Genomic DNA, 22082 nt, shown 5'->3' with positions numbered 1-22082 from the left:
CGCTGGGATGGCGTCATGGCAGCCCGGGACGACCCCCTACGTGGGCGCCTTCCCCCGGCCGACCGCCTCCGATCTGGCGGAGCGGTACGGCCTGGAGAAGTCCACCGTCAGCCGTCGGCTGTCCCAGCTGGAAGAAGGGTTCACACCCGGGTACGAGGCACCGGGGCGCGGGCGTACCGGTTCGGACGAGGGCGGTGTCGGGCGTCCCCGTCGGTGAGCCGGTCGCCGCACCGGGCGCGGGTCAGGCGGACATGCCCGGGGTGATCAGCCCGGACTCGTAGGCCAGGACGACGAGTTGGGCCCGGTCGCGGGCACCGAGCTTGGCGAGCGTCCGGGTCATGTGGGTCTTGACGGTCTGTTCGGCCACCACCAGCGTCGCGGCGATCTCCGCGTTCGACAGGCCCCGCGCGACCAGCAGCAGAACCTCCGTCTCCCGTGGTGTGAGACCGTTCAGCCGCAGGCGTTTCCGGTGGCTGACGGCGGGGCGACGCCGGGCGACGTCCTCGATGAGGCGACGGGTGACGGACGGGGCGAGCAGCGCGTCACCGGCGGCGATCACCCGTACCGCCTGGATCAGTTCGGCGACCGGCGCGTCCTTGAGCAGGAAGCCGCTCACCCCGGCCTGGAGCGCCTCGTAGACGTAGTCGTCGAGGTCGAAGGTGGTCAGCATGAGCACCTTGGGCCGGTGCACCACGCCTGGCGGCGGATCGAGCAGCCGCCGAGCGGCCTCCAGCCCGTCCATCTCCGGCATCCGTACGTCCATCAGCACCACGTCGGGATGGGTGCCGCGACTGACCTCGATGCCGAGTCTGCCGTTGGCGGCCTCCCCCACGACGTCGATGTCGCTCTGCATCGACAGCACCGCGGCGAACCCCGAACGCACCATGTCCTGGTCGTCCACGACGACCACCCGGATCACCATGCCCGTCTCTCCTGTCCCGGTCGTCCGGCGAACCCGTGCGACCCGGCCGGACCGGGCTCCACTCTGTCCTCGCGGCAGGGACCACCGCCTCGGCCGAACGGCCATGGGCAACCGGCCCGGACCGGAGAATCCTGGGCCGAACGGCGGATGCCGGGATGTCCTTCCCGGCCTCGGGGCGTACCACCGTGCCCGCCTATCCACGTGTGGCCGGGCCGGAACCCGTCGAGCGCCGGGGCGGCCCCGTCGCTCCGAACGGCCGTGTCTCCCCGGCCGCCCCCGCCTGTGAGCAGGCGCGCCGAGCCCGACGCCCACGCCGCCCGTCGCGGCGTCTCCTCCACCGTTCGGGCGAGACATCCGCCACTGTTGTCCCTGATCAGCGTCGCTGAGGCGAACCTTCGCCCGTCGGAGCGAGCGCTCGGTTCGGATGCTTGTCCAGTGTGCAACGGGCGGTCACTGGCCGCGTGTCCTTCGGCTCCAAAACCGTGTGCGAGCCACCCGGAGGCGCCTTCATCCTCCGGGCATGGATCTTCGCGAAGAACTTCCGAGCGACAGACAGGCCGTGCGGGATGTTCACCTGCAGGCGTTCGGTGACTATGGCCTTGTCGTGGCCGACCTGGTCGATACCCTGCGGGACACCATCACACCCGAGGACGGTCTCTCGCTGGTCCCCGAGCACGACAGGCAGGTCGTCGGCCATGTCATGTTCACCCGGAGTCTTCTCGATGCCCCTCGCCGGCTGGTTGAAGTGCAGGTCCTCGCCTGACCGTCTCGCGGCGGCTTCGGCCGCCGCCCAGCCCACACCCTCCGCAGGCATCCCTTGGAGTTGATTCTCTAGAAGGTCAGGTTCCAGGCGTCGATATTGCCTGTGTCGGAGGCGGCGTTGTCGTTGACGCGCAGCTTCCAGGTGCCGTTCGCGACCTCCGAGGAGGCGTTCACCGTGTAGGTCTGGGCGATGTTGTCGGCGCTGCCTCCGGCGTGGTTGTGCAGCGTGTAGACGGTGCCGTCCGGCGCCACCAGGTCGACCTTCAGGTCACCGATGTAGGTGTGCTTGATGTCCACACCCACCTTGAGGGTGGCCGGGGCGTTGCCGGTCACGCCGGTGACGGCGATCGGGCTCTCCACGGTCGCGTTGTCGTTGACGGCGAAGTCCGCGAGGTTCTCGAAGTACTTGCCGGGCGGCGGGGTGGTCCCGACGGCCTTGAGGGCGTCGACCTGTCCTTCGCCGAAGAACGAGTTGTTGGCCGTCGTGCCCGTGCAGCGGCTGTCCGAGGGGCAGGTGATGTCGTTGGCCTGGGCGGCCAGCTTGGCGCGGATCTGCGCCGGGGTGATGCCCGGGTCGGCGCCGGCGATGAGTGCTGCCACGCCGGCCACGTGCGGGGTGGCCATCGAGGTGCCGCTCTTGCTGCCGTAGCCGCCGCCGGGGACGGTGGAGTACACGTTGCTGCCCGGCGCCGCGACGTCGATGACGCCCTGCCCGTAGTTGGAGAACGAGGCCTTGGTGACGCCCGTGCCGTTGGCCGCGACCGTGACCACGCCCGGCAGCTCGGTCGGGATGTCGAGGCAGGCGTTGGTGATGGTGCGGGTGACCGGCGTCGAGTCGTTCGGGCTCGCGGAGTCGGTCGTCTTGTGGGCGAGGTCGTAGTTCTCGTTGCCCGCGGCGGCGATCTGGAGGGAGCCCTTGCTCTCGGCGTACTCCTGGGCGCGCTTGACGCCCTCGATGATGGCGGCCTGGTCGATGTTGTCCGGGCAGTTGAACTGCCACGGGTCCGTGTAATAGCTGTTGTTGGTGACCTTGAAGCCGTGGTCACCGGCCCAGACGAAGCCGCAGATGGTGTTCTCGGCGAAGAAGAAGGAGTTGCCCGGCTCGGCGACCCGGACCGCGGAGATCTTCACCCCGGGGGCCACGCCGACGACGCCCTTGCCGTTCTTGGCCGCGGCGACGGTGCCCGCTACGTGGGTGCCGTGCGTGTCGACGTCCCGCCAGGCGCCGGCACGGGTGTCGGGCTTGCCGTAGGCGCAGGAGACCGAGTCGGCCGCGTTGAAGTTGGGCGCCAGATCCTGGTGCTGGTCGTCCACACCGGTGTCCAGGATGCCGACCGTGACGGAGGCGGAACCCGGGTTCACGGCCCAGGCCTGGTCGGCCTTGATCTGGCTCATGTCGGCCCGGACCGGTTCTCCGGCCGGGGTCGAGGCCTGAGCCGGATTGGCCGGGAGCGCCGGGTTGTAGGCGTCGGCCGGGACGTCCGAGGTGCGCGTGGCGCCGACCTGCTGCACGCCGGCGACGCCGCGCATGGTGGCGGCGAATCCGCTGGACGCCGAGTGGGCGACGATCACGCCGATGGCGTCGAAGTTCGAGAAGACGGTGCCGCCGCCTGCCGCGATCGCGGAGCGGACCGCCGAACTGTCACCGGGGGCGGTGATCACGAGGTAGGCACGCGTGCCGGCCACCCAGGTCGCACTCTGGGAAGCCGGCACGGCGGCCGGAGCGTGGGCCTTGGCGGCCGGCGCGGTGGAGGGGGCGACGGGGAGCGTGCCGGCGAGGGCGCTCGGGGCGCCGAACGCGAGGGCGGCGCCGAGCGTGGCCGCCAGCACCAGCGTGCGTCTAGGGCGGCTGGATATGTGGGGTATCAAAGCGTCCTCCGGAGACGGCCCGGCCGTGCTGAGGGCACCGGCCGGGCCGTACGAAACGAGTGGTGGATGCAAGATGTCAGACGGGTCCTCCTGCACGGAAGTACCTTTCCGTGCGGGGACGTTATAGGGGCATGGCTGAAAAGAGACGTACTCCGGGCATCGGGGGGGCGGGATCCACCGGGAGCTCGGCGACGTCGACCGCGCCCTTGCGTACGCCGCCGGCCTGGTGCCGGCCGTGCCTGCCCGCACCAGGGCGCTGTCACGTTGTTGGGAGGGTGGGAGGGTAGGAGTCGTGGTTGCCGTCAGGGTTGTGCCTGGGGTGGTACTCGTTGGGGTTCTCGGACGACTCCGCACCCCCCGAGTCGGACCGGACGTCGTCGTCCGTCCAACCGCCGGAAACACGCGCGGTAGTAGCTACGCCCAGGGCAGTGTCCGCCGATACCCGCGAGGACGGACACGTTGCCCATACGGGCACCCCATCGTGCCCCTGCACCTCTCACCCGCGACCGCCGCACCGGGTATGTAGGGGGAAGCACCGTCGAACTGCCAGCCCTACGAGCGGAAGTCCATGCACGCGCGAGAGCCGATGAAGAACGACAAGCAGCCGCAGCGCCCTGCCAAGAGCTCGGCCGTGCGGCCGGGAGGGCGGGGGCCCGATGCGCTTGTCGAGCTGCAGCGCACCGCCGGCAACGCCGCCGTCGTCCGTATGCTCCAGCAGAGCCGGCACCAGCACGGCGCGGGCTGCGGCCACCCACAGCCCACGGCGGAGCCGGTGCAGCGCTCTGCCGTGCACGACGTGTTGCGCGCGCCGGGCAATCCGCTGGATGCACCGCTGCGGCAGGAGATGGAGTCCCGTCTCGGCGCCGACTTCTCCGACGTCCGCCTGCACACCGACTCCGCGGCCCGCGCCTCCGCCGCCGAGGTGGGTGCCCGGGCCTACACCTCCGGCAGCCATGTCGTCATCGGCGACGGCGGCGGCGACAAGCACACCCTCGCCCATGAGCTGACGCATGTCATCCAACAGCGCCAGGGTCCGGTGGCCGGTACGGACAACGGGTCGGGGCTGAGTGTCTCGGACCCCGGCGACCGCTTCGAGCGTGAGGCCGAGGCCAACGCGGTCCGGGTGATGAGGCGGACGCCTGAGCAGATCGACCAAGGCCCGCCAGGTGCCCCCGTACAGCGGGAAGCCGACGTCACGGCCCGGGGCGCGGCGCGCGGCGCCGACACGACGGCCCTTCAGCGCTTTTCCGACGTCGCGACCGTGGAGTTGGGGCCGACACGGGTCTCGGAGAACGGCTTGTATCTCATGACCGTGACTCCTGGGACGGACACCACGGTCATCTGGGTCGCGGATGGTGCCCCAGCGCCCCGGCACTGCACGCCGACCGGGCAGAGCGGGGAGATCGCGGGGCGCGTGTACGCGGAGTACGAGCCGTCGACGGCCTTCCTCGCGGACTGTGCCCACACCGCCGAGGAGATCATGCACCAGCAGCGGCTGGCCCTGGGGCAGGACGCCAGCGAATTCGCCCTGGGGGGAAACCAGTTCGGCTTGGGCGACAGGGAGAACGCGGAGGGCGCCATGGCCTACGCGCACGCCAGGCCGGGTGGCCCCCAGGCGAACGGCGAGGAACGGCCGAACGCGGGCCAGGCGTTCGCCATCGTGGAGACCGCGTGGCACGGGGATTACGAGCGGCCCGCCAACACCAGCGGGTGGCCCTACCACGTGGCGGCCGTGGTGGCCGTGGACGGCGACGACCGCATCACCGTGGAGCAGGCCGCGGACGGCAACGACGCGAAGGCCCGCCAGGGGTACGAGGGCATCGTCGACATGTATACGTCGGGCACGGATCCGACCAACGGGCAGGCGCTGCCGCGCAGCTTCCACGGGCGCAACACCGGCGGCACGGTGCAGCACTTCTCGGTCGGCGCGGTCACCGTCATCCTCCAGCCGATCAACGTGGGCGGCCTCAAGAAGGAGACCGGCCGCCGGAAGCTCAAGTGACCCGGGCCGACCCGGCCTGGCACGCGCTGACCCGAACACTGCCCCTGAGACATCGCTTCTCCTGGCGCCTGTCCGCCGTCAACGTTGTCCTGTCATTGCGGTGTGACCTCGCCGTCGAATCACTTCCGTTCGAATTCTGAGCTGGGCAAACGCGCACCGGAAGGTCGTCTGCGGGATCGATGTGTGACGACGGGCCGGCGGAGGTGACCGTGCCCGAGATCCGGGCCGGTGGGAACATGGAAGTAGCCCCAGGGCCGGAGCCCCGGGGAGCATGCCGTATGCGAACCCGGCCTGGCGAGAACCGCGGGAGAGCCGCTCAGCGGACCCTGATGAAGACCACGTCATAGCCGCTGTTCGTGGAACGGGACTTGACGTAGACGCCGTCGCCGCCGCCGTTGGGGTTGCTGGTGTTGCCCTCGACGGTGGTGAAGGACGACCCTCCGGGCACCGTGCGCACGATGCCTATGTGCGCGTTGCCGCCGGTGAAGTCGCTGCCTCCGTTCCAGTCGAAGGCCACGATGTCACCCGGCTGCGGGTTGGTGGTCACCGACAGGTGGTAGTTGCCAGCCCGGGCCTGCTTGACCCAGCCCGAGACATAGGAGTTGCGGTAGGAGCTGGCACCGGTCTGCTTGGTCACCCAGCTCACGAAGGCCGCACACCAGGCGTAGTTGCTGGTGGACAGCGAAAGTCCCACGGAAGCGCCGTAGCTGTTGGCGCGGGCGCTGCCCTCGACCGTGTCGGCCTCGGCCGCGGCCACGTCGAGGATCTTGGCGTAGCCGCCGCCGGGCGGGGGAGACGACGGCGGGGTGACGGCACCGTACAGCGCGGCCTTGGTGTTGGGTCCCACGTGGCCGTCGACCGACAGGCCCTTCTCGGCCTGGAAGTCCCGGACGGCGCTGTTGGTGAGTGAACCGAAGTCGCCGTCGACGGCGAGATCGGCACCGTGGTGGTTGAGCAGGCTCTGCAACTCGGTGACGCAGCCGCTGTGTTGCCCTTGCACAATCTCGTTCGGGCAGGAGGCGGAGTTCAGGTTGATCGGCGCGGGGGCGCCGTTGCCGCCGCCACCGCCGATGTTCGCGTACAGGGCGGCCTTGGTTTTCGGACCGACCTGACCGTCGGCGGAAAGGCCGCTCGCGGACTGGAACGCCTTCACAGCCGCCAGGGTCTGTGGGCCGAAGCTGCCGTCGACGTCGACGCTGTGGCCCTTGCCGTTCAGCAGGGACTGCAGCGTGGCGACGCAACCGCCGCTCTGTCCCTCCACGACGTTCTCCGGGCAGGACGCCGACCTCAGGTCCAGGCCGGTCGACGGCGCTTCGTCGGTGTCGTACAGCTCCCGCTTGGTGTTCGTGCCGACCTGGCCGTCGGCCGTGAGGCCGTGGGCGGACTGGAAGCTGCGGACGGCACCGGCCGTCCCGGCGCCGAAGTCGCCGTCCACGTCGACCGTGTAGCCGTGGCGGATGAGCAGCCGCTGGAGTTCGGTGACGCAACCGCCCTTGGTGCCCTGGACGATGTTCGCGGGGCAGGAGGAGGAATTGAGGTTGACGGGGGCGGGCGCGCTGCCGCCGGTCGCGTACAGCTTGCTCTTGGTGGCGGGGCCCACCCGGCCGTCCACGGCGATGGCGGTGGCGGCCTGGTACTCACGGACCGCGTACAGCGTGGCCGAGCCGAACTGGCCGTCCACCACCAGACCGGCGCCGTGCGCGTTGAGCAGGTTCTGCAACTCCGTGACGCAGCCGCTGGTCTGGCCCTGAACGATCTCGGCGGGGCAGGACGCGGAGGTCAGCCTGATCGGGGCGAGAGCCGCCGACGCGGGGCCGGCCCCGAGCATGATGCCGGCCGAGACCATGGCGGCGGTGACTGCGAAGGTCCCGATGCGGATGCGCCACCCTGTCGCGGTGCGGCGGATGTCGCGATGCGGTGAGCTTTCGTCTTCGGCGGGGGCGAGGGGGGTGAGTCTTCCCATGGCGGCGAGGTTCTCCTTCGGTCGATGTTGAGAGGGCGGCGTACGCATCGTCGGGCGACGGGCCGTCGTGCTTGTCTGCCTGGAGAGGTGCGGCGCTCGTCCGCCAGGAGGACTCCGGAGCGCGTTCGCTCGGGGAAGTCCGGTGCGCGTCCGCTTCGAGGACCGCGCGGCGCGATGACGGCGGCGGCCTGGCGGTCGAGGGGTCGATGCGACGACCAACCCCGCCTCTCGGCCCGGCCGTTGTCGGCCAGTCGTGAGCAGCCCTGCCCGGTGGGGGGAGCGGGTACACGCAGCAGCGGCCCGTCCTTGCCGGTCAAGGACGGGCCGCGGTCGCTCATGCAACGGTCGGACCGGTTACGCAGAGACCGTGCCGGTCGGAACGGCCGGAACAATCAGAACGGTCGGAACGGTCGCCCAGAGGCCATACCGGCCGGACCGCTTGCGCGGGCCGGACCGGTGACCGGTGACCGGTCAATGTGACGGGTCAGGCGGCGAAGCGCTTGAACGCCGCCCGGGTGCCCGAACCGGCGATGCCGTCGATGGCGCCCGTGTAGCCGTAGGAGTCCTTCAGCAGACGCTGCAGCGCCTTGATGGTGTTGGGGCCGGGGTCGCCGTCGATGGCGTCCGTGTAGCCCCAGTACGTCGCGAGGCAGCGCTGGAAGGCCTTCCAGCTGTTGGTGCCGAGCTGGCCGTCGATGCCGCCCGTGTAGCCCCAGTGGTCCGCGAGGAACCTCTGGACGTTCCTGGCCTCGGCAGCGGTCAGACCGAAGTTCTGCGTCGCGGCCACGGCGGCGGGTTGTGCGACCGCCGCCGTCTGCGCGGTGGTCGCGGTCGCCGCGAAGCTGGTGCCCGCCGTCGCCACACTACCGGCGGCGAGGCCGGCTATGGCGACGAGGCCGGCGATGGTCCTGCCCAGAGCGTTCGGTCGCATGCGTTCCTCTTTCGGTTGTGGGGTGTGCACCCGATCCCGCCCGGCGGGACAGGTGGCGTGACAAAGGTGCAGGGCGCCCGGGACCGGTGGCCACAGCTGCGGCACAGATGGCGGTCTTACGGGACGAGCACCCGCCTGACCTGCGGCGACAGTCTCCGACGGGGCGGCACCGTGGGACGTCATGTGGGACACCTGTGACAGATGTGGCGGGCTCGTGCAGAATGCGCAGCAGCGGAGCAGGCCGCTGTTCACGCTGATGACCGCATGAGGGGAAGACATGCCGCGCGCCAAAGCGCTGCCCGCCGAACTCGATCCCACTGCTCGTCAGTTGGCGACGCGTTTACGCCGGCTCAAGGACCACAGTGAGCTGACGATGCGGCATCTCGCGGCCAAGACCGGCTACAGCGCCAAGTCGTGGGAGCGGTATCTGGGAGGTACGTCCCTGCCGCCCCGTGCGGCGGTGGAGGCACTGGCCCGGGTCACCGGCGCCGACCCGGTCCCCCTGCTCGCGCTGCACGAGATAGCCGCCGACACCTGGGAAAGCCGCCGCACGAAACCCGTCGAACAGTCTCTGGCGACGACGCGGAACAACACAGCGGAAGAGGAACAGGAGCAGCCGGAGAGGCCGACGGGACCGCGTCCCGCACCACCGGCCCCATCGACGGCGCCGCCGACACCGCCCGCGACCGGACCGGCTCCCGCCCGCTTTCCGCATATGGCCCTCACGGCGGGCCTCGCCGCCCTGTCCGTGTCGCTCTTGGCGGCGCTGCTGCTCGTGCTGCGCCTCGACGAGGACGGCGCCCCGGCGGCCGTCCCCGCCGCGTCCCCCACCACCATGGCCTCGGCGCCGCCTTCCTACACCTGCCGCATCACCCGCGTCGACGGCCACTGGTCGGCCGGCATCAACGACGGCCGCGACACCGAGATCGTCTACGGTGCCACCGGCACCGATGTCGCCGAGGCGCAGTGCCTGCTCCGCCGGGCAGGCATCTCACCGGGCGGGATCGACGGCATGTTCGGCCCGCTGACGCTGCGGGCGGTCAAGACCTTCCAGGAGCGAGCGGGCCTGGTCGTCGACGGCATGCTGGGACCGCGCTCCTGGAAGGCGTTGCGCGGATGACAGGGAGTGCACCTTCACCGCCGGGCGCCCGACTGGCCGTCGTACTGCAGCAGTTGAAGCGGCGCACGGGTCTGAGCCTGGCGCAGCTCGCGAACGCGACCACCTTCAGCAAGTCGTCCTGGCAGCGTTATCTCAACGGCAAGAGCCTGCCGCCCCGCAGCGCGGTCAAAGAGCTGTGCCGTCTGGCGGGCGAACCCGCCGACCACCCGTTGGCGCTCCTGGACATCGCCAGGACGGACCGGACGGAAGACAGCGAGCCTGCAGAGAAGCAACCGGCTCGGCAGAACACCGGTACCCAGAAAGACACGCCGGCCCCGGCCCCGACCACCGCCCCACCCGACACCAGCCTTCGTGAGGCAGTCGAGGGCGACCCTGGCCCGGCCCGTACATGCCCGCCCGGCACTGGCAACAGCGAGCCGGCCCCGACCCACGTCGCTCCCACTGCCGCCGACCCGACCACACACCGGCGCGCAACCATCCTCACCGCCCTCGCGTCGCTGTGCGCCGTGGCACTGGGAACCCTCGTGCTCGTCCACCTCCCCCCGTCGCACGGCAAGGAGGCGGCACCGTCCCCCACGCCCCCTACGGCCACCGGGCCGCTCTGTCGGCACACCGCATGCCAGAACAAGGACCCGATCACGACGCGATGTGGCGCCGACCCGGAGACGCTCGCCGAGCACGAGACCGCCACGGGAGCCTGGATCCAGATCCGCTACAGCCAGGAATGCGGGACGAGTTGGGTCCGGATGTGGGGAGCTGCCGTGGACGACCGCGTCGAGATCCGGGCGGGCCGGAACGGCTTCCTCGACGGCGCCCGCGTCAGCAACCGCAGCGAGGCGGACACCTATGTCCACACCCTCATGAGCGTGATCAGCCCTGGGACACCGGTGCAATCCTGCTTCACCCCCGCGGCGGGCGGCGCGAAAGAATGCTTCAGGGCGCCCACCGACCGGACCAGCACCCCTGGTAGGGCTCGGTCAGGTCCGTAGGGGCGTGGGGATGTCGCGGTGGCAGGTGGGCAGGCGCCGGTCCAAAGGGCGAGGAGTGTCTGTAGCTCGCGGACGACCTGGTAGAGGCCCAGGCCGGCGCCGCGTCCACATGGCGATGCGCCTACCAGTGAGCCGATGGACCCCAGATGTCAACAACGCGTGCGGCGGGAGCCGCTGCCAAGGACAGAAGGACGGTCACACGCGGGGGGGGGGGCGGGCGCCGCAGGCCGCGCAGGCGGCCCCCGCTAGAAGGCCAGGCGTCGGAACCTGCTGTTGTGGAACACCAGGGGGTCTCTGTCGGGTTCGGCCCGCAGACCCTGGATCTCCAGCAGGACGATCGTGTGGTCGCCGCCGGGGAGTTCGGCGTGCAGTGTGCAGTTCAGCCAGAGGCTGGCGCCGCGGATGTACACACCGCCGCCCTCGTCGGCGTCCCAGTCGACTCCCGCGAACCGGTCGCCCCCCTTGCCGGCCAGCGACCGGCAGATCTCGTCCTGTCCCTGGGCGAGCACGCTCACACCCACGTGGCTTCGCCGTCGCAGTTTCGGCCAGGTCGTGGAGGTGTCCTGCACGCAGACCGATATCAGGGCGGGTGACAGGGAGACCGGGGTGAAGGTGCTCGCGGCCATACCCACCGGGGCGCCGGAGTCGAGTGCGCACACGGCTGTCACCCCGGACGGGAAGCAGCCGAACGCCTGGCGCAGCAGGGCAGGGTTGGTCGGTGTCGCGTGGAGAGGGCTCATCGGAGGCCACCCTTCCGGTGTCGGTGTGTGCGGTGCGGCCGGGCTTCGGCGCGGATCGCGGGGATGCGCGGGACGGGGGTCGGGGTCGGTGGCGTAGGCATCGCTTCCTCGGAGGGGTGCGAGAGGGGAGTGAGCGGGGTGTCAGTTCTGGCCCGACAGGACCGCGCCGAGCTGCCGCATGGCACCCGTGTTGCCGACCACGTGCTGGGAGACGCAGCGGACATCGCGCCAGCGGCGCTGGAGCGGACTGCCGCTGTACAGGCCCGCGCTGCCCGAGAGGGTCATGATCTCGTTGAGGATCCGGATGCCCTCGTGGTGGATGTGCTGGGTGGTGCCCTTGTAGCTGAACCACTCGACCGGGGTGGGCGCCTCTCCCCCGAGGGCACGGTCCATGACGATGCGTCCGGTCTGCTCCGACAGGGCCGCCAGCGCCCCCGCCCGCAGCCGCAGCTCGGCGAACTTCTCCTGGAACACCGGGTCCTCACCGAGGAGGGCCCTCGGGTTGAACGCCGGCCGCTTGGTGGCGGCGAGTTCGGCGAGATCGTCGAGCGCACCGTCGAGGGCGCCGAGGATGACGGCGTCGTGCGAGGCCCCGGTGGGTGAGTAGGGCAGGTCGTAAAGGGGAGCGGGGATGTTGTTGTCGCCGAACATCGGTCCCGTGTGACGCTCGGGCACGAAGACGTCGTCCATCGTGAAGTCCGTGCTCTGCGTGGCACGCAGGCCGACCGCGTCCCAGGTGTCGAGGAAGGTGACCTGCTCGGGCCGGAACAGCGCGACCCGCATGTCCGGACGGCCGTCCGGCAGCGGCGGCGCCCCTTCGACCAGGAAGCCTCCGAGCATCCAGTCCGGGGTGAAGGGGCCGCTCGCCAGCGGCCATCGACCACTGATCCGGTACCCGCCCTTCACCGGCGTCGCCAGCCCCTTCGGAGCCACCGCCCCTCGGAGCATCAGATCCGCGCCGCTGCCGAACACCTCGTTCTCCAGCGTCTCCCGGGGCAGCGACCGTACGAAGAACCACGCCATCGACGCGGCCTGGACGGTCCAGCCGGTCGAGCCGTCGGCTCGGGCGAGCTCCCGCACCACCCGGGCTCCTTCCAGCAGCCCGTACTGTTCGCCGCCCCACACCCGGGGCAGGGCCATCCGGAACACACCGGCTTCGCGCAGAGCGGCGACGATCTCCGCCGGAACCGCCCGGGCGTCCTCTCCCTCGGCCGAGCGTGCGGCGATCTCGGGAAGGAGGGCGCGGACGCGGTCGAGCACGCCGTCCCCCATTCCTCGGTCCGTGGGTCGGGTGGGGTCAAGAAGCATGGCCATGAAGGTCTCCTCGTCGGGCACGCGGGAGCTTGCTCGTAAAACGAGCCTTTTCCACAGGTGAACTGCGCATTAGGATGACATCCTCGTTACGGCCAGGAAAAGCAGAACTTTCCGATAAGGCTTATTGAGGGTTCCCATGGCAGTAGGAGAGAAATGACAGCAAGTTTTTCCCTCCGGCAGTTGGAATACTTCGTCGCTGTGGCGGACACCGGCTCCATGAGCGCGGCGGCGGTACGGTGCCATGCCTCCCAGGCCAGCATCTCCACAGCGATCGCCGACCTCGAACGCCGCCTCGGCGTGCAGTTGTTGATACGACGTCGGGCGAAAGGGGTCTCTCTCACCGAGGCGGGCAGCCGGATCCTCGGACGCGCCCGGGCGATGTTGGCTCAGGCCGACGAGATAACAGCCGGCGCCCAGGCCGAGGAAGGCCGACTGGCAGGCCGCCTGAAAATCGGCTGCTACACGGCCCTGACACCTTTCCTGATCCCGCTCCTGGTGGACGGATTCACGCGGCTTCACCCTGCGGTCGACCTGGAACTGATCGAGGGTCAGCAGGACGAAATGAGACAGGCTTTGGTACAGGGCTCATGCGATGTCGCTTTGCTGTACGCATTCGGTGACGAGGCCGGCCTGTCCTGTACGACGCTCCGCGCAAACCGTCCGTACGTCATCGTGGCCGCCGGCCACCCTCTGGCGGGGCGGGAGTCCGTCTCACTCGCCGAACTGGCCGACGAGCCACTGATCATCTACGCTCAGCCGCCCGCCCAACAGAACGCCGACCGCTGGTTCTCCCTCGCCGGAGCACGGCCGAACATCCGGTACCGGACCTCGAGCATCGAGGCCGTCCGCAGCATGGTCGCCCGCGGTCTCGGCTTCGCCACCCTGATTCAGACCTGGCCGACCGATACCAGCATCGAAGGGCTCCCCCTGGCATCCGTACCGCTCAGCGACCCGCTGGACCATGTCGAGCTCGTGGTCGCCCACGCCTCGCACGTCATCCCCACCCATCGGGCCCGCGCGTTCCTCCAGTACGCCGAGAAGACGCTCGCCGGCCCCGGCGGACCGGACACCAGCGACTGACGCCTGTCGGCTCGGCCGTCCGGCGAACGGCGGCAGCCCCACGGGTCGTCGACGCCGTGGGGCTTTCATCCGCACGCGCGGGGAGCGCGGAGCCGGCTCCGGCCCGGGACCGCTCCGCCCCGTCAGCCGTCGCGCTCCGCGCCGACGAGGACGAAGGCCATGGTGGCCGGCTGGTCGCCGCGATTGCGCCAGCCGTGCCGGGTGCCGTTCTGGATCACGATGTCCCCTGCCGAGAGGGGGGTGCAGCGGCCGTCGTCGAGTTCGAGCACGAGGTCGCCCTGGAGCACGATGCCGTAGTCGACGGTCGGCGTGGTGTGCATGCCGTCGGGCTCCATGAGGTCCGCGATGCCGGGCGAGTCCGCCCGCTGTTCCCGGTCGAAGGCGACGGGATCGAACGCCGGGTCGGACATCGCGGTGTCCGGTGGGAAGGTCAGGACGATGAAGCGGGTGCCGCCGGGCGCCGGGAGGAGGCTGGTGACCTTGGGTGTGGGGTCCTCGCCGGCCCGGCTGACCTGCTCGCCGGGTTCGGTGGCCCACGGCAGGCGGGACACCCAGCCCGGCAGACTGCCGAACTCCCGGCTGCGCGGGATGGGGCCGTCGCTGACGACGACCGACCTGCCGTTCTCGTCATGGCCGGTGACGACTCTGCGCATGCATCTCTCCTCGGTCGTGTCTGGCGGGTCCGTCGTGTCTGGCGGGTCCGTCGTGTCTGTCAGGTCCACCGGGCCTGTCGGGTCCGTCGTGTCTGTCAGGTCCGTCGTGTCTGGCGTATCTGTCAGGTCCATCGGGTCTGTTCGGTCCGTCGGGTCCATCAGGTCCGACGGGTCCGGCGGGTCCGGCGGGTCCGGCGGGTCCGGCGGGTCCGGCGGGTCCGGCGGGTCCGGCGGGTCCGGTCCATCAGGTCCATCAGGTCCGACGGGTCCGGCGGGTCCATCAGGTCCGACGGATCCGACGGGTCCGACGGGTCCGACGGGTCCGACGGGTCCGACGGATGCAAGGTCCCCGACGCATCGGTTCGTCAGTCGGGGCGGTCGCCGCCGGGCTCGGTCGGGGTGGCTTCGAGCGCGGCCGCCCAGGAGTCCAGGACGTCCGTCATGGTCGGGACGGGGACCCTCAGCAGGGCCGATGCCACCGTGCGCACGAACAGCCGGTGCCCGTCGTCCGTGAGGTACTCCGCCGGGGACTTGCCGTCCACCCGCGCGAGCAGCAGCGCCGGCAGCAGTGCCGCACCCCGCGCCTCGAGGTCCGGCCGGGGCTCCCAGTCGACGCGCCGGACGTACTCCTCGACCAGGACCCGCGCGGAGCCGAGGAGATCGGCTCGGTGCCCGGGTACCACCAGGCTCTTGAGGAGCAGATGGTTGACGCAGAAGGCCAGGTCGAAGGCCGGGTCCCCGTACCAGGCGCACTCGGCGTCCAGCAGCACGGGCCCGGCCGGGCCGACGAGGATGTTCTTGGGGCTGACGTCGCCGTGCACCAGGGCCAGGTGGGTCGTGGCCGTGCGGTGGGCGAGGCCCCGGAGGACGTCGCCCAGATCGGGGTGCGCCGCCGCGGTGGCCAGCAGGTACGGCTCGATGCGCAGCGCGTGGAAGTTGTCGTCGGTGGCGAACTCCGCGGCGAGGGTGACATCGCCCGCGCTCGCCGCGTGCAGGGTGCCGAGCAGTTCTCCGACGGCCGCGGCGGTCGCCACCTCCACCTGGCCGTCGAACAGCTGTGCCTTCCACACCGGGTACCGCTCGGGGGGCAGGAACGCCATCGCGAAGAGGCCGGCCTCGGCGTCGTGGGCCAGCAGCTCCGGCACGCTGTCCGGCCGGTGCCGGGACGCGAACCGCATCCACGCCCATTCGTACGCGTTGCGCGACACCGGTGCCTGCCAGTCGGCGGCGACCCGCAGCCGGGCCAGGGCCCGCTTGACGCACAGGGAGCGTCCCGGCAGGTCCACCCGCCACAGGTCGGACGAGACACCGCCGGCCAGCGGCGTCCACCGTGCGGGTTCGCCGGGCCCGGCGAGCCCGTGGGTGAGCAGGAAGTCGGTGAGCGAGGTGTCCGGCACCGGGTCCGGGCTCACCGGCGCGGAGGGCGACGTCATCGCCGGTCACCCGACCCTCCGGGCAGACCGCGGGGGCTGTTGCGGGCGTGGGCCGGTTCCTCGCCCGCCAGGATCCGTACGACCTCCTCGGCCGCTCGGCGGCGCAGCTCCGTGACCGAGGCGTCGGAGGAGAAGGCGACGTGCGGGGTGAGCAGCGCGCCCGGCTGCGCCAGCAGTCCGTCGGGGACGTGCGGCTCGCTCTCCAGCACGTCGAAGGCGGCTCCGTCCAGGTGCCCGCTGTCGAGCGCCTTGATCACCGCGTCGGTGTCCACCAGGCCGCCCCGGCTGACGTTGACCAGCAGGCCGCCCCGCCGCATCAGCGCCAGCTGCCCGGCTCCGATGATGTGGTGCGTGTCCGGGGTGAGCGGCACATGGAGGATCACCACGTCGCTGCGGCGCAGCAGCTCCTCCAGGCCCACCATCTCCACGCCCGGGGTGTCCTTGGGCGGGTGCGGGTCGTGGGCCAGGATCCGGCAGCCGAACGCGCCGAGCCGGCCGGCGGTGGCGCGTCCGATGCGTCCGTATCCGACGACGCCGCAGGTCAGCGTCGACAGCCGACGCAGCCGGGCACTGGCGGGGTCCCAACGGCCCGCACGGACGTCCCGGTCGAACACGGCCAGGCCCCGCGTCCAGGCCAGCACCATGCCGACGGCGTGGTCCGCGACCTCCTCGACGCAGTAGTCGGGCACGTTGGTGACCCAGACGCCCCGGTCGGTGGCCGCCTCCACGGCGATGTTGTCGAGGCCGACGCCGAGCCTGGCCACGATCCGCAGGTCCGGCGAGGTGCCGATCGCGGTGGCGGAGACGGGCGCCCAGCAGGTCAGGATGCCGGCGGGCCGGTGCTCGGCCACCAGTTCCTCGATGGCTTCGGCGGTGGCGGGTTCGGCGGGGCCGGTCACCAGGGTGTGGCCCGCCGCCTCGATGACGGATCGCTCGACGGAGTCGTCGGGCCAGGCGTAGTCGGTGAGCAGCACGGTGCCGGGGCGGCTCGATGGGTTCATGGCAGGTCGTCCTCGCAGAGTCGTGCGGCCGCGGCGGACGGTCGGGCGTCACGCCCGGTCGCGTCCGGTGAGCGGGTTTGATCGCCACCCGTAAGGGCCGGCCGACAGCTTGTCCGATGGGCCGTCGGTCGCCCTGGGTGGGCCGGAGGGGGTCACTGGGCTCGTCGGCGCCCGCCGACTTGTGGTCGGGGCGGGCGCCGCAGTACGCCCCTGGATCGGATCGCGGGATACCAGGGCACGTCGCATCACTTTGTCACAGCCACGTGGTGCTAACGATAGCATTCGGGACCTTCGACGCGTCAAGGGTGCGGCGTACACCCGATCGTCGCCATCCCACCGCGGGGCCTGTCGCAGTGCCGAGGAACCCCGCCGCCTCGGGGAAAGCCAGAAGCGCCGAAGAAAACCCGCGTACACGTCTTGACGCGCCCCCCACTTGCCTTCATGGTTTCAGCCAGCGCCGACCGTGTGACCGACAAGTGTCCGCACGAAGTCCGGCTGTCGAAGACGCCATAGCCACGGACGTCCCGACGGGCGATAAACGGCTGAATTCCGCATGCGGTGTCCGACCGCGCGGCAGCCCGTCGCCCCATTCCGCCAGTCGACGACCGCACAGCCGTCGCCGACGCGAGTCCGGGTTCAGCCCACCGCTTCATCCCTCGCCCGTACGGCCCCGTACCGGCGATGGCTCCGCCACGGTCCGCCCGTGGCCCCTTCCTCTTCAGGAGCCGCTATGACACACGCAGCGCAAGTCGACACCACCGCAGTGCCCGTCGGCGAAACACAGGAAAGCAACCGGCCCTCTCTTTCCCGCCCCATGATCGGTGTGGGCTTCCTGCTGATCGTCCTCTCGTACATGGTCAACGCGATGGACCGCCAGGTCTTTCCTCCCCTGCTGCCGAACATCCGGGAGGAGTACGGGTTCTCCCTGGAGCAGGGCGGGCTGCTGGCGACGAACTTCACCCTCGGCATGGCCCTCGCCGGCCTGCCCGCCGGCTACCTGCTCGACCGCTTCCGCCGCAAGACCGTGCTGCTGGTCAGCATCGTGATCTACTCCCTGGGCACGATGGCGACGCCGCTGGCGACCGGTTTCGCCGACATGAGCCTGTACCGGATCGTCTCGGGCTTCGGTGAGGGCATGCAGTCCGCCGCCATCTTCGCGGCGATCGGCGCCTTCTTCGCCCAGCGACGTGGCCTCGCCTTCGGTGTCATCGGCGTGGGCTACTCGGTCGGTGTGTTCATCGCGCCGCTGATCGGTGTCGGGCTGATGAGCATGCACGGCACCTGGCACTCGCCGTTCTACCTGTTCGGAGCGGCCGGGCTGCTGATCGCCGCCGTCTCCCTGTTCCTCGTGCGGACCGGCCTGACCGAGCACTCCGTCGAGAAGGTCGCCTCGACCGGGACCTACGAGTACATGCCGGCCTCCGCCTACAACCGCAACACGGTCGCACTGGCCGTCCACGCGGTCATCAGCGGTGTGGCCCTCTACGGATTCCTCGGCCTCTACCCGACCTTCCTCATCACCTCGCTGCACTACTCCCCCGGGCAGGCCGCGCTGGCCATGAGCCTTCTCGGCTTCGGCGGCATGACGGCCGTGTTCGGCGGCTGGCTCGGCGACCGCGTCAACCAGCGCAACCTGCTGATGATCAGCCTGCTGGCCGTCTCCGCCATCAGCGTGTGCATCTACACGACCCACGCCACGGTGGGGGTGCAGTGCCTGTTCGCCTTCCTCATGGGCGCCTTCGGGCTGGGCTTCATCTACCCCAACACCAACAGCGCGATACAGCGGGCCGTCCGCCCCGGCCAGATCGGTCGAGCCTCCGGTCTCTTCGTCACCAGCTACTACGGACCGGCGGCGTTCTCGGGTCTGCTCTTCGCCGGCCTGGTGGACTCCTTCGGCTGGAGCCGGGCCGGGCTGCTGCAGGTCACGGCCCTGCCGCTGCTGGGCGTGGCCGCCCTGGCCTTCGTCCGCACCTCGCGGTTCAACAACGCGGCCCGCTAGCGACCGCCCCACCGCACACCCGTCACCGTGTTGCCCCGGGCGCAGGCCCGGGGCAACACGGTGACGTGGCATCAGCAGGGCGTGGTGGCACACCGCCGACATTCCACAGGGGCCTGCCCACCGCTCGGCGGTGGGCAGGCCCCTGTGTGTGGTCGCCCGACGGGCGGGTGACGTCAGAGGCTCTCGGCCACCACAGGGTTGCGCAGCACGCCGATGCCCTCGATCTCCACCTCGACCACGTCTCCGGGACGGATCGGCCCGACGCCGGACGGTGTGCCGGTCATGATCGCGTCTCCGGGCAGCAGCGTCAGGTAGCGGCTGAGGTAACCGATGATGTCGGGAACGGCGAGCAGCAGGTCGGCCGTGCTCGCCGACTGCATGACGGCGCCGTTCACACGGGTCGTCAGCGACAGCGCCGAGGGGTCGAGTTCGGTCTCGATGACCGGCCCGAGGGGAGCGAAGGTGTCCTGCCCCTTCCCGATCAGAAGCGTGCCGAAGGCGCTCTCCCTGCGCTGGACGACGCGGTCGCTGACGTCATTGCCACACGTATAGCCGAGGATGTACTCGTGGGCCTCGGAGGGCTTCACATGACGGGCCTCCTTTCCGATGACGACGACCAACTCGCCTTCGAAATGGACCAGTTCACCGTCCGCCGGATAGACGATGGCGTCATCCGGACCCACCACCGCCGTACTGGGCTTCATAAAGCACACCGGAACTTCCGGAACCGCGCGATCGGTCTCGTCGATGTGTGAGGCGTAGTTGTAGGCGAATCCGAAGATCCGGGGCCGTTCGAGCGGCGCGAGAATGACCACGTCGCCGATTTCGTCGACGTCCCCGGTGGGGGACAGTCCGGTGAAGGGATTTCCCTCGCATCTCGCGATCCCGGCTTCACCGGATACGAGTTCTCCGTAGTGACGCACGCCGCCGACGGCATACCTGACGATCCGCACGGAAACCTCCGCAACTAGGCAGCCGAACACGACTGCATGACCCATCCAGCAATGCTAACGTTAGCACGCACGGAACGATCATTCCCGCGCCCCTCCCTCTCGACTGCGGAGAGCGACCCAAGCGCTATCGTTGGCACACGGAAAGTGACGGCACGGGATCAGTCACCTCAAGGGGGCCCTTACGTGATCACGACCAAAGACATCGCGGAACGCCTCGGAGTCTCCGTCTCCACGGTCGGCCGGGCGCTCGCCGACGATTCCCGCATCAGCGAGGAGACCAAGTTCAAGGTCCGCCAGGCCGCCGCCGAGATGGGCTACGTCGGCAACCGTGCGGCCCGGATGATGCGCGGGGCGTCCAGCAACGTGGTCGCGCTGGTGATCCCGGACATCCGCAACAGCTTCTACTCGACCATCGCGCACGAGCTGTCCAAGAACATGGAGGCCGAGGGCTTCCAGCTGATGCTCTCGGAGACGGACGACGACCGGATGGTGGAGCTGCGCCATCTGCGGGAGCTGTCCGCGACCCGCGTGGCCGGTGTCATCATCGTGCCCACCGCGCGCCCGCACAGCGACTCGGTCAAGCTCCTGCGCACGATGCCGCACCTGCAACTGCTGCGCCGCCACCCGTCGCTCGGCTCCCAGTGGTTCGGCGTGGACGACCACGAGGCGCTGCGTGTGGCCACGGCCCACCTGGTGGCCCAGGGCCACACGCGTATCGCGTACATGGGCGGCCCCGAGGAACTGCCCACGGGCGCGGAGCGTCTGCGCGGCTTCCGCAGCGCCCTGCGCGACGGCGGCCTGCCGGACGGGGCCGGGCGCACGGAGCTCGGCCCGCCGTCGTCCGTGGACCACGGCCGCCAGGCGATGCGCCGGCTGCTGAAGGGCCCGGACACCCCCACCGCGCTCGTACTGGGATCGATCCAGCTCACCCGGGGAGTCCTGGAGGAACTGTCCGAGCAGCGGGTGAAGGTGCCCGGGGAGCTGTCCGTGATCGGGTTCGGTGACGAGCCGGGGTTCTCCTGGTGGGGTCCCGGACTCACGACGATCGGTCTGCCGATCCAGGAGATGGCCACCGGCTGCGCGCTGTGGCTGATGCGCCGCCTGAAGACCAAGCCGGGCAACGACGGACCGTACACGTCGGTCTCCCCCGGATCGCTGATCCTGCGCGGCAGCACGGCACCTCCCGGCGGAAAGGCTTCGCCCCGACCCCGCTGAGCCGTGGGCGACCGACCCCACCCGCACACGCGGAAGGCGCCCGGAGCACACCGCTCCGGGCGCCTTCGCACGTCCCCGCCGAATCGGGCGGCGGGGACGGTGGCAGGTCAGTGCGTTCCGCCGCGCAGCCCGCGCATGACGCGGGCGGTACGCACGAGTTCGTCGAGCACCTGCTCGGCCGCCGCCTCGTGGATCTTGCCGGGCCGGAAAGCACCGTCCTCGACGAGTTCGTTGACGAACGGGATGCTCACGGTCGGGCCGATCGGCAGCATCCTGAGGTTCGCCACGACCTGCTTGCCCATCTGCACCGCCCGGGTGCCCGCCGAGACGCCTCCGTAGCTGACGAACGCGGCCGGCTTGTGCTGCCACTCCACGACGAGGTAGTCCCACGCGTTCTTCAACGGGGCGGGGAAGCCGCCGTTGTACTCGGGGGTGACGAAGACGAACGCGTCCGACGCCTCGACGATCCGGCTCCACTCCCGGGTGTGGCTCTTCGTGTACTGCCGCAGGGCGGGCGGGTGCGGCTCGTCGAAGAAGGGAAGGGCGAGTTCCCGGAGGTCGACCGTGTGCGACTCGAACTGTTCGCACTCCGCGGCCCGGGTGGTGAACCAGTCCGCGACGGACCTTCCCACCCGCCCGGGACGCGTACTGGCCACCACGGTGGTGAGGGTCATCGGCGCCACAGAGGGCTCGGCTGCCATATCGGGCTCCCTTTCCTTTCGGCCGCCCCGCCCGGCGGGCCCGCCTCTTCCCGTGCTGTCCGTCCAGGAGACGTGCGGGCCCGCCGGAGTCCTTGCCGGAGCGGCATCGTGCGAACGATAGCATTTACTTGGAGATGGACCGCGAGAGCAGATCCGCACGGCAGACAGATGGGCATCGAGCGCAACCCGCCTCTTGACATCACCGCCGACAGTTCGCACGATTGCGCTATCGTTAGCACGGTGGCGAACAGAGCCGTACGACCCTTCGCCCACGCGCAGCGCCCTCGTACCGATCCGGGTGCCGCTCCCTCGGGGTCCACCCGCGCCCGCTCGTCGGCGATGCCCCCGTACGCCACGGCCGTGCGGACGTCCCTCTCCCGATGACAGGCACGGACTCCCCGACCCTCACCCCGGTCGTCCGAACTCCGAAAGGTT

At 70.4% G+C, this 22082-nt stretch carries 19 protein-coding genes; 8 read left to right on the top strand and 11 right to left on the bottom strand.

Annotated features, from left to right (window positions below):
• The first annotated feature begins 7 nt into the window (after positions 1–7).
• Positions 8–217, top strand: coding sequence for a winged helix-turn-helix domain-containing protein (locus OG202_RS38770; RefSeq protein ID WP_327727168.1), 210 nt, complete (start codon positions 8–10; stop codon positions 215–217).
• Positions 218–241: 24 nt separating this feature from the next.
• Here the strand turns inward: OG202_RS38770 and OG202_RS38765 are convergent, their stop codons facing one another.
• Positions 242–922, bottom strand: a complete 681-nt coding sequence (locus tag OG202_RS38765; RefSeq protein WP_327727169.1) for a response regulator transcription factor — start codon at positions 920–922, stop codon at positions 242–244.
• Between the two features lie 520 nt (positions 923–1442).
• Here OG202_RS38765 and OG202_RS38760 point away from each other — a divergent pair.
• On the top strand, positions 1443–1685 hold the full coding sequence (locus OG202_RS38760) for a hypothetical protein (RefSeq protein WP_326575242.1): 243 nt from the start codon (positions 1443–1445) through the stop codon (positions 1683–1685).
• Between the two features lie 68 nt (positions 1686–1753).
• Here the strand turns inward: OG202_RS38760 and OG202_RS38755 are convergent, their stop codons facing one another.
• Positions 1754–3514, bottom strand: a complete 1761-nt coding sequence (locus OG202_RS38755) for a S8 family peptidase (protein WP_327727170.1) — start codon at positions 3512–3514, stop codon at positions 1754–1756.
• 607 nt (positions 3515–4121) lie between these two features.
• Between OG202_RS38755 and OG202_RS38750 the strand changes: the two genes are divergently transcribed.
• A complete protein-coding gene (locus tag OG202_RS38750; protein WP_327727171.1) occupies positions 4122–5555 on the top strand; it encodes an eCIS core domain-containing protein in 1434 nt (477 codons plus the stop codon).
• A 316-nt stretch (positions 5556–5871) separates the two neighbouring features.
• Here OG202_RS38750 and OG202_RS38745 read toward each other — a convergent pair whose 3' ends face one another.
• Entirely contained in the window at positions 5872–7518 is a 1647-nt protein-coding gene (locus OG202_RS38745) for a peptidoglycan-binding protein (protein ID WP_327727172.1), read from the bottom strand.
• A gap of 484 nt (positions 7519–8002) precedes the next feature.
• Entirely contained in the window at positions 8003–8449 is a 447-nt protein-coding gene (locus OG202_RS38740; RefSeq protein ID WP_326575250.1) for a peptidoglycan-binding domain-containing protein, read from the bottom strand.
• 277 nt (positions 8450–8726) lie between these two features.
• Between OG202_RS38740 and OG202_RS38735 the strand changes: the two genes are divergently transcribed.
• Positions 8727–9569, top strand: coding sequence for a peptidoglycan-binding protein (locus OG202_RS38735; RefSeq protein ID WP_328224288.1), 843 nt, complete (start codon positions 8727–8729; stop codon positions 9567–9569).
• Entirely contained in the window at positions 9566–10558 is a 993-nt protein-coding gene (locus OG202_RS38730; protein ID WP_328224287.1) for a helix-turn-helix domain-containing protein, read from the top strand. The genes OG202_RS38735 and OG202_RS38730 overlap by 4 nt, the downstream gene beginning before the upstream one ends.
• A gap of 245 nt (positions 10559–10803) precedes the next feature.
• Here OG202_RS38730 and OG202_RS38725 read toward each other — a convergent pair whose 3' ends face one another.
• Together OG202_RS38725 and OG202_RS38720 are read right to left on the bottom strand one after the other, a co-directional pair.
• Positions 10804–11298: a flavin reductase family protein gene (locus OG202_RS38725; protein ID WP_326575256.1), complete on the bottom strand. Its 495-nt coding sequence runs from the start codon at positions 11296–11298 to the stop codon at positions 10804–10806.
• A gap of 141 nt (positions 11299–11439) precedes the next feature.
• The gene (locus tag OG202_RS38720) at positions 11440–12612 is read right to left on the bottom strand and encodes an acyl-CoA dehydrogenase family protein (RefSeq protein ID WP_326575258.1); all 1173 of its coding nucleotides are present in this window, start codon (positions 12610–12612) and stop codon (positions 11440–11442) included.
• A 153-nt stretch (positions 12613–12765) separates the two neighbouring features.
• Between OG202_RS38720 and OG202_RS38715 the strand changes: the two genes are divergently transcribed.
• A complete protein-coding gene (locus OG202_RS38715; protein WP_328224286.1) occupies positions 12766–13692 on the top strand; it encodes a LysR family transcriptional regulator in 927 nt (308 codons plus the stop codon).
• Between the two features lie 122 nt (positions 13693–13814).
• On the opposite strand, the gene OG202_RS38710 is transcribed toward OG202_RS38715, so the two are convergent.
• From OG202_RS38710 to OG202_RS38700, 3 genes are all read right to left on the bottom strand, one after another.
• Positions 13815–14345, bottom strand: coding sequence for a cupin domain-containing protein (locus tag OG202_RS38710; RefSeq protein ID WP_328224285.1), 531 nt, complete (start codon positions 14343–14345; stop codon positions 13815–13817).
• A gap of 365 nt (positions 14346–14710) precedes the next feature.
• Positions 14711–15778 carry a phosphotransferase family protein gene (locus tag OG202_RS38705; protein WP_327727178.1) on the bottom strand — a complete coding sequence of 356 codons (1068 nt, stop codon included), beginning with the start codon at positions 15776–15778 and terminating at the stop codon, positions 14711–14713.
• Positions 15775–16779: a C-terminal binding protein gene (locus tag OG202_RS38700; protein ID WP_327727179.1), complete on the bottom strand. Its 1005-nt coding sequence runs from the start codon at positions 16777–16779 to the stop codon at positions 15775–15777. The genes OG202_RS38705 and OG202_RS38700 overlap by 4 nt, the downstream gene beginning before the upstream one ends.
• A gap of 730 nt (positions 16780–17509) precedes the next feature.
• Between OG202_RS38700 and OG202_RS38695 the strand changes: the two genes are divergently transcribed.
• A complete protein-coding gene (locus tag OG202_RS38695) occupies positions 17510–18778 on the top strand; it encodes an MFS transporter (protein WP_327727180.1) in 1269 nt (422 codons plus the stop codon).
• A gap of 173 nt (positions 18779–18951) precedes the next feature.
• On the opposite strand, the gene OG202_RS38690 is transcribed toward OG202_RS38695, so the two are convergent.
• On the bottom strand, positions 18952–19776 hold the full coding sequence (locus tag OG202_RS38690; RefSeq protein ID WP_327750210.1) for a fumarylacetoacetate hydrolase family protein: 825 nt from the start codon (positions 19774–19776) through the stop codon (positions 18952–18954).
• 138 nt (positions 19777–19914) lie between these two features.
• Here OG202_RS38690 and OG202_RS38685 point away from each other — a divergent pair, with 138 nt between their 5' ends.
• Entirely contained in the window at positions 19915–20946 is a 1032-nt protein-coding gene (locus OG202_RS38685; RefSeq protein WP_327727182.1) for a LacI family DNA-binding transcriptional regulator, read from the top strand.
• 107 nt (positions 20947–21053) lie between these two features.
• Here the strand turns inward: OG202_RS38685 and OG202_RS38680 are convergent, their stop codons facing one another.
• The gene (locus tag OG202_RS38680) at positions 21054–21647 is read right to left on the bottom strand and encodes an NADPH-dependent FMN reductase (RefSeq protein WP_327727183.1); all 594 of its coding nucleotides are present in this window, start codon (positions 21645–21647) and stop codon (positions 21054–21056) included.
• Between the last annotated feature and the right edge of the window lie 435 nt (positions 21648–22082).

Source organism: Streptomyces sp. NBC_00310 (genome assembly GCF_036208085.1).
GTDB lineage: Bacteria > Actinomycetota > Actinomycetes > Streptomycetales > Streptomycetaceae > Streptomyces.
This window is presented reverse-complemented; position numbering and strand designations above follow the sequence as displayed.

Excerpts from the sequence above, each read along its gene's own strand:
- OG202_RS38770 (WP_327727168.1), top strand. The coding sequence starts at position 8 with ATGGCGTCATGGCAGCCCGGGACGACCCCCTACGTGGGCGCCTTCCCC.
- OG202_RS38765 (WP_327727169.1), bottom strand. The coding sequence starts at position 922 with ATGGTGATCCGGGTGGTCGTCGTGGACGACCAGGACATGGTGCGTTCG.
- OG202_RS38760 (WP_326575242.1), top strand. The coding sequence starts at position 1,443 with ATGGATCTTCGCGAAGAACTTCCGAGCGACAGACAGGCCGTGCGGGAT.
- OG202_RS38750 (WP_327727171.1), top strand. The coding sequence starts at position 4,122 with ATGCACGCGCGAGAGCCGATGAAGAACGACAAGCAGCCGCAGCGCCCT.
- OG202_RS38745 (WP_327727172.1), bottom strand. The coding sequence starts at position 7,518 with ATGGGAAGACTCACCCCCCTCGCCCCCGCCGAAGACGAAAGCTCACCG.
- OG202_RS38740 (WP_326575250.1), bottom strand. The coding sequence starts at position 8,449 with ATGCGACCGAACGCTCTGGGCAGGACCATCGCCGGCCTCGTCGCCATA.
- OG202_RS38735 (WP_328224288.1), top strand. The coding sequence starts at position 8,727 with ATGCCGCGCGCCAAAGCGCTGCCCGCCGAACTCGATCCCACTGCTCGT.
- OG202_RS38730 (WP_328224287.1), top strand. The coding sequence starts at position 9,566 with ATGACAGGGAGTGCACCTTCACCGCCGGGCGCCCGACTGGCCGTCGTA.
- OG202_RS38725 (WP_326575256.1), bottom strand. The coding sequence starts at position 11,298 with ATGAGCCCTCTCCACGCGACACCGACCAACCCTGCCCTGCTGCGCCAG.
- OG202_RS38720 (WP_326575258.1), bottom strand. The coding sequence starts at position 12,612 with ATGGCCATGCTTCTTGACCCCACCCGACCCACGGACCGAGGAATGGGG.
- OG202_RS38715 (WP_328224286.1), top strand. The coding sequence starts at position 12,766 with ATGACAGCAAGTTTTTCCCTCCGGCAGTTGGAATACTTCGTCGCTGTG.
- OG202_RS38710 (WP_328224285.1), bottom strand. The coding sequence starts at position 14,345 with ATGCGCAGAGTCGTCACCGGCCATGACGAGAACGGCAGGTCGGTCGTC.
- OG202_RS38705 (WP_327727178.1), bottom strand. The coding sequence starts at position 15,778 with ATGACGTCGCCCTCCGCGCCGGTGAGCCCGGACCCGGTGCCGGACACC.
- OG202_RS38700 (WP_327727179.1), bottom strand. The coding sequence starts at position 16,779 with ATGAACCCATCGAGCCGCCCCGGCACCGTGCTGCTCACCGACTACGCC.
- OG202_RS38695 (WP_327727180.1), top strand. The coding sequence starts at position 17,510 with ATGACACACGCAGCGCAAGTCGACACCACCGCAGTGCCCGTCGGCGAA.
- OG202_RS38690 (WP_327750210.1), bottom strand. The coding sequence starts at position 19,776 with ATGGGTCATGCAGTCGTGTTCGGCTGCCTAGTTGCGGAGGTTTCCGTG.
- OG202_RS38680 (WP_327727183.1), bottom strand. The coding sequence starts at position 21,647 with ATGGCAGCCGAGCCCTCTGTGGCGCCGATGACCCTCACCACCGTGGTG.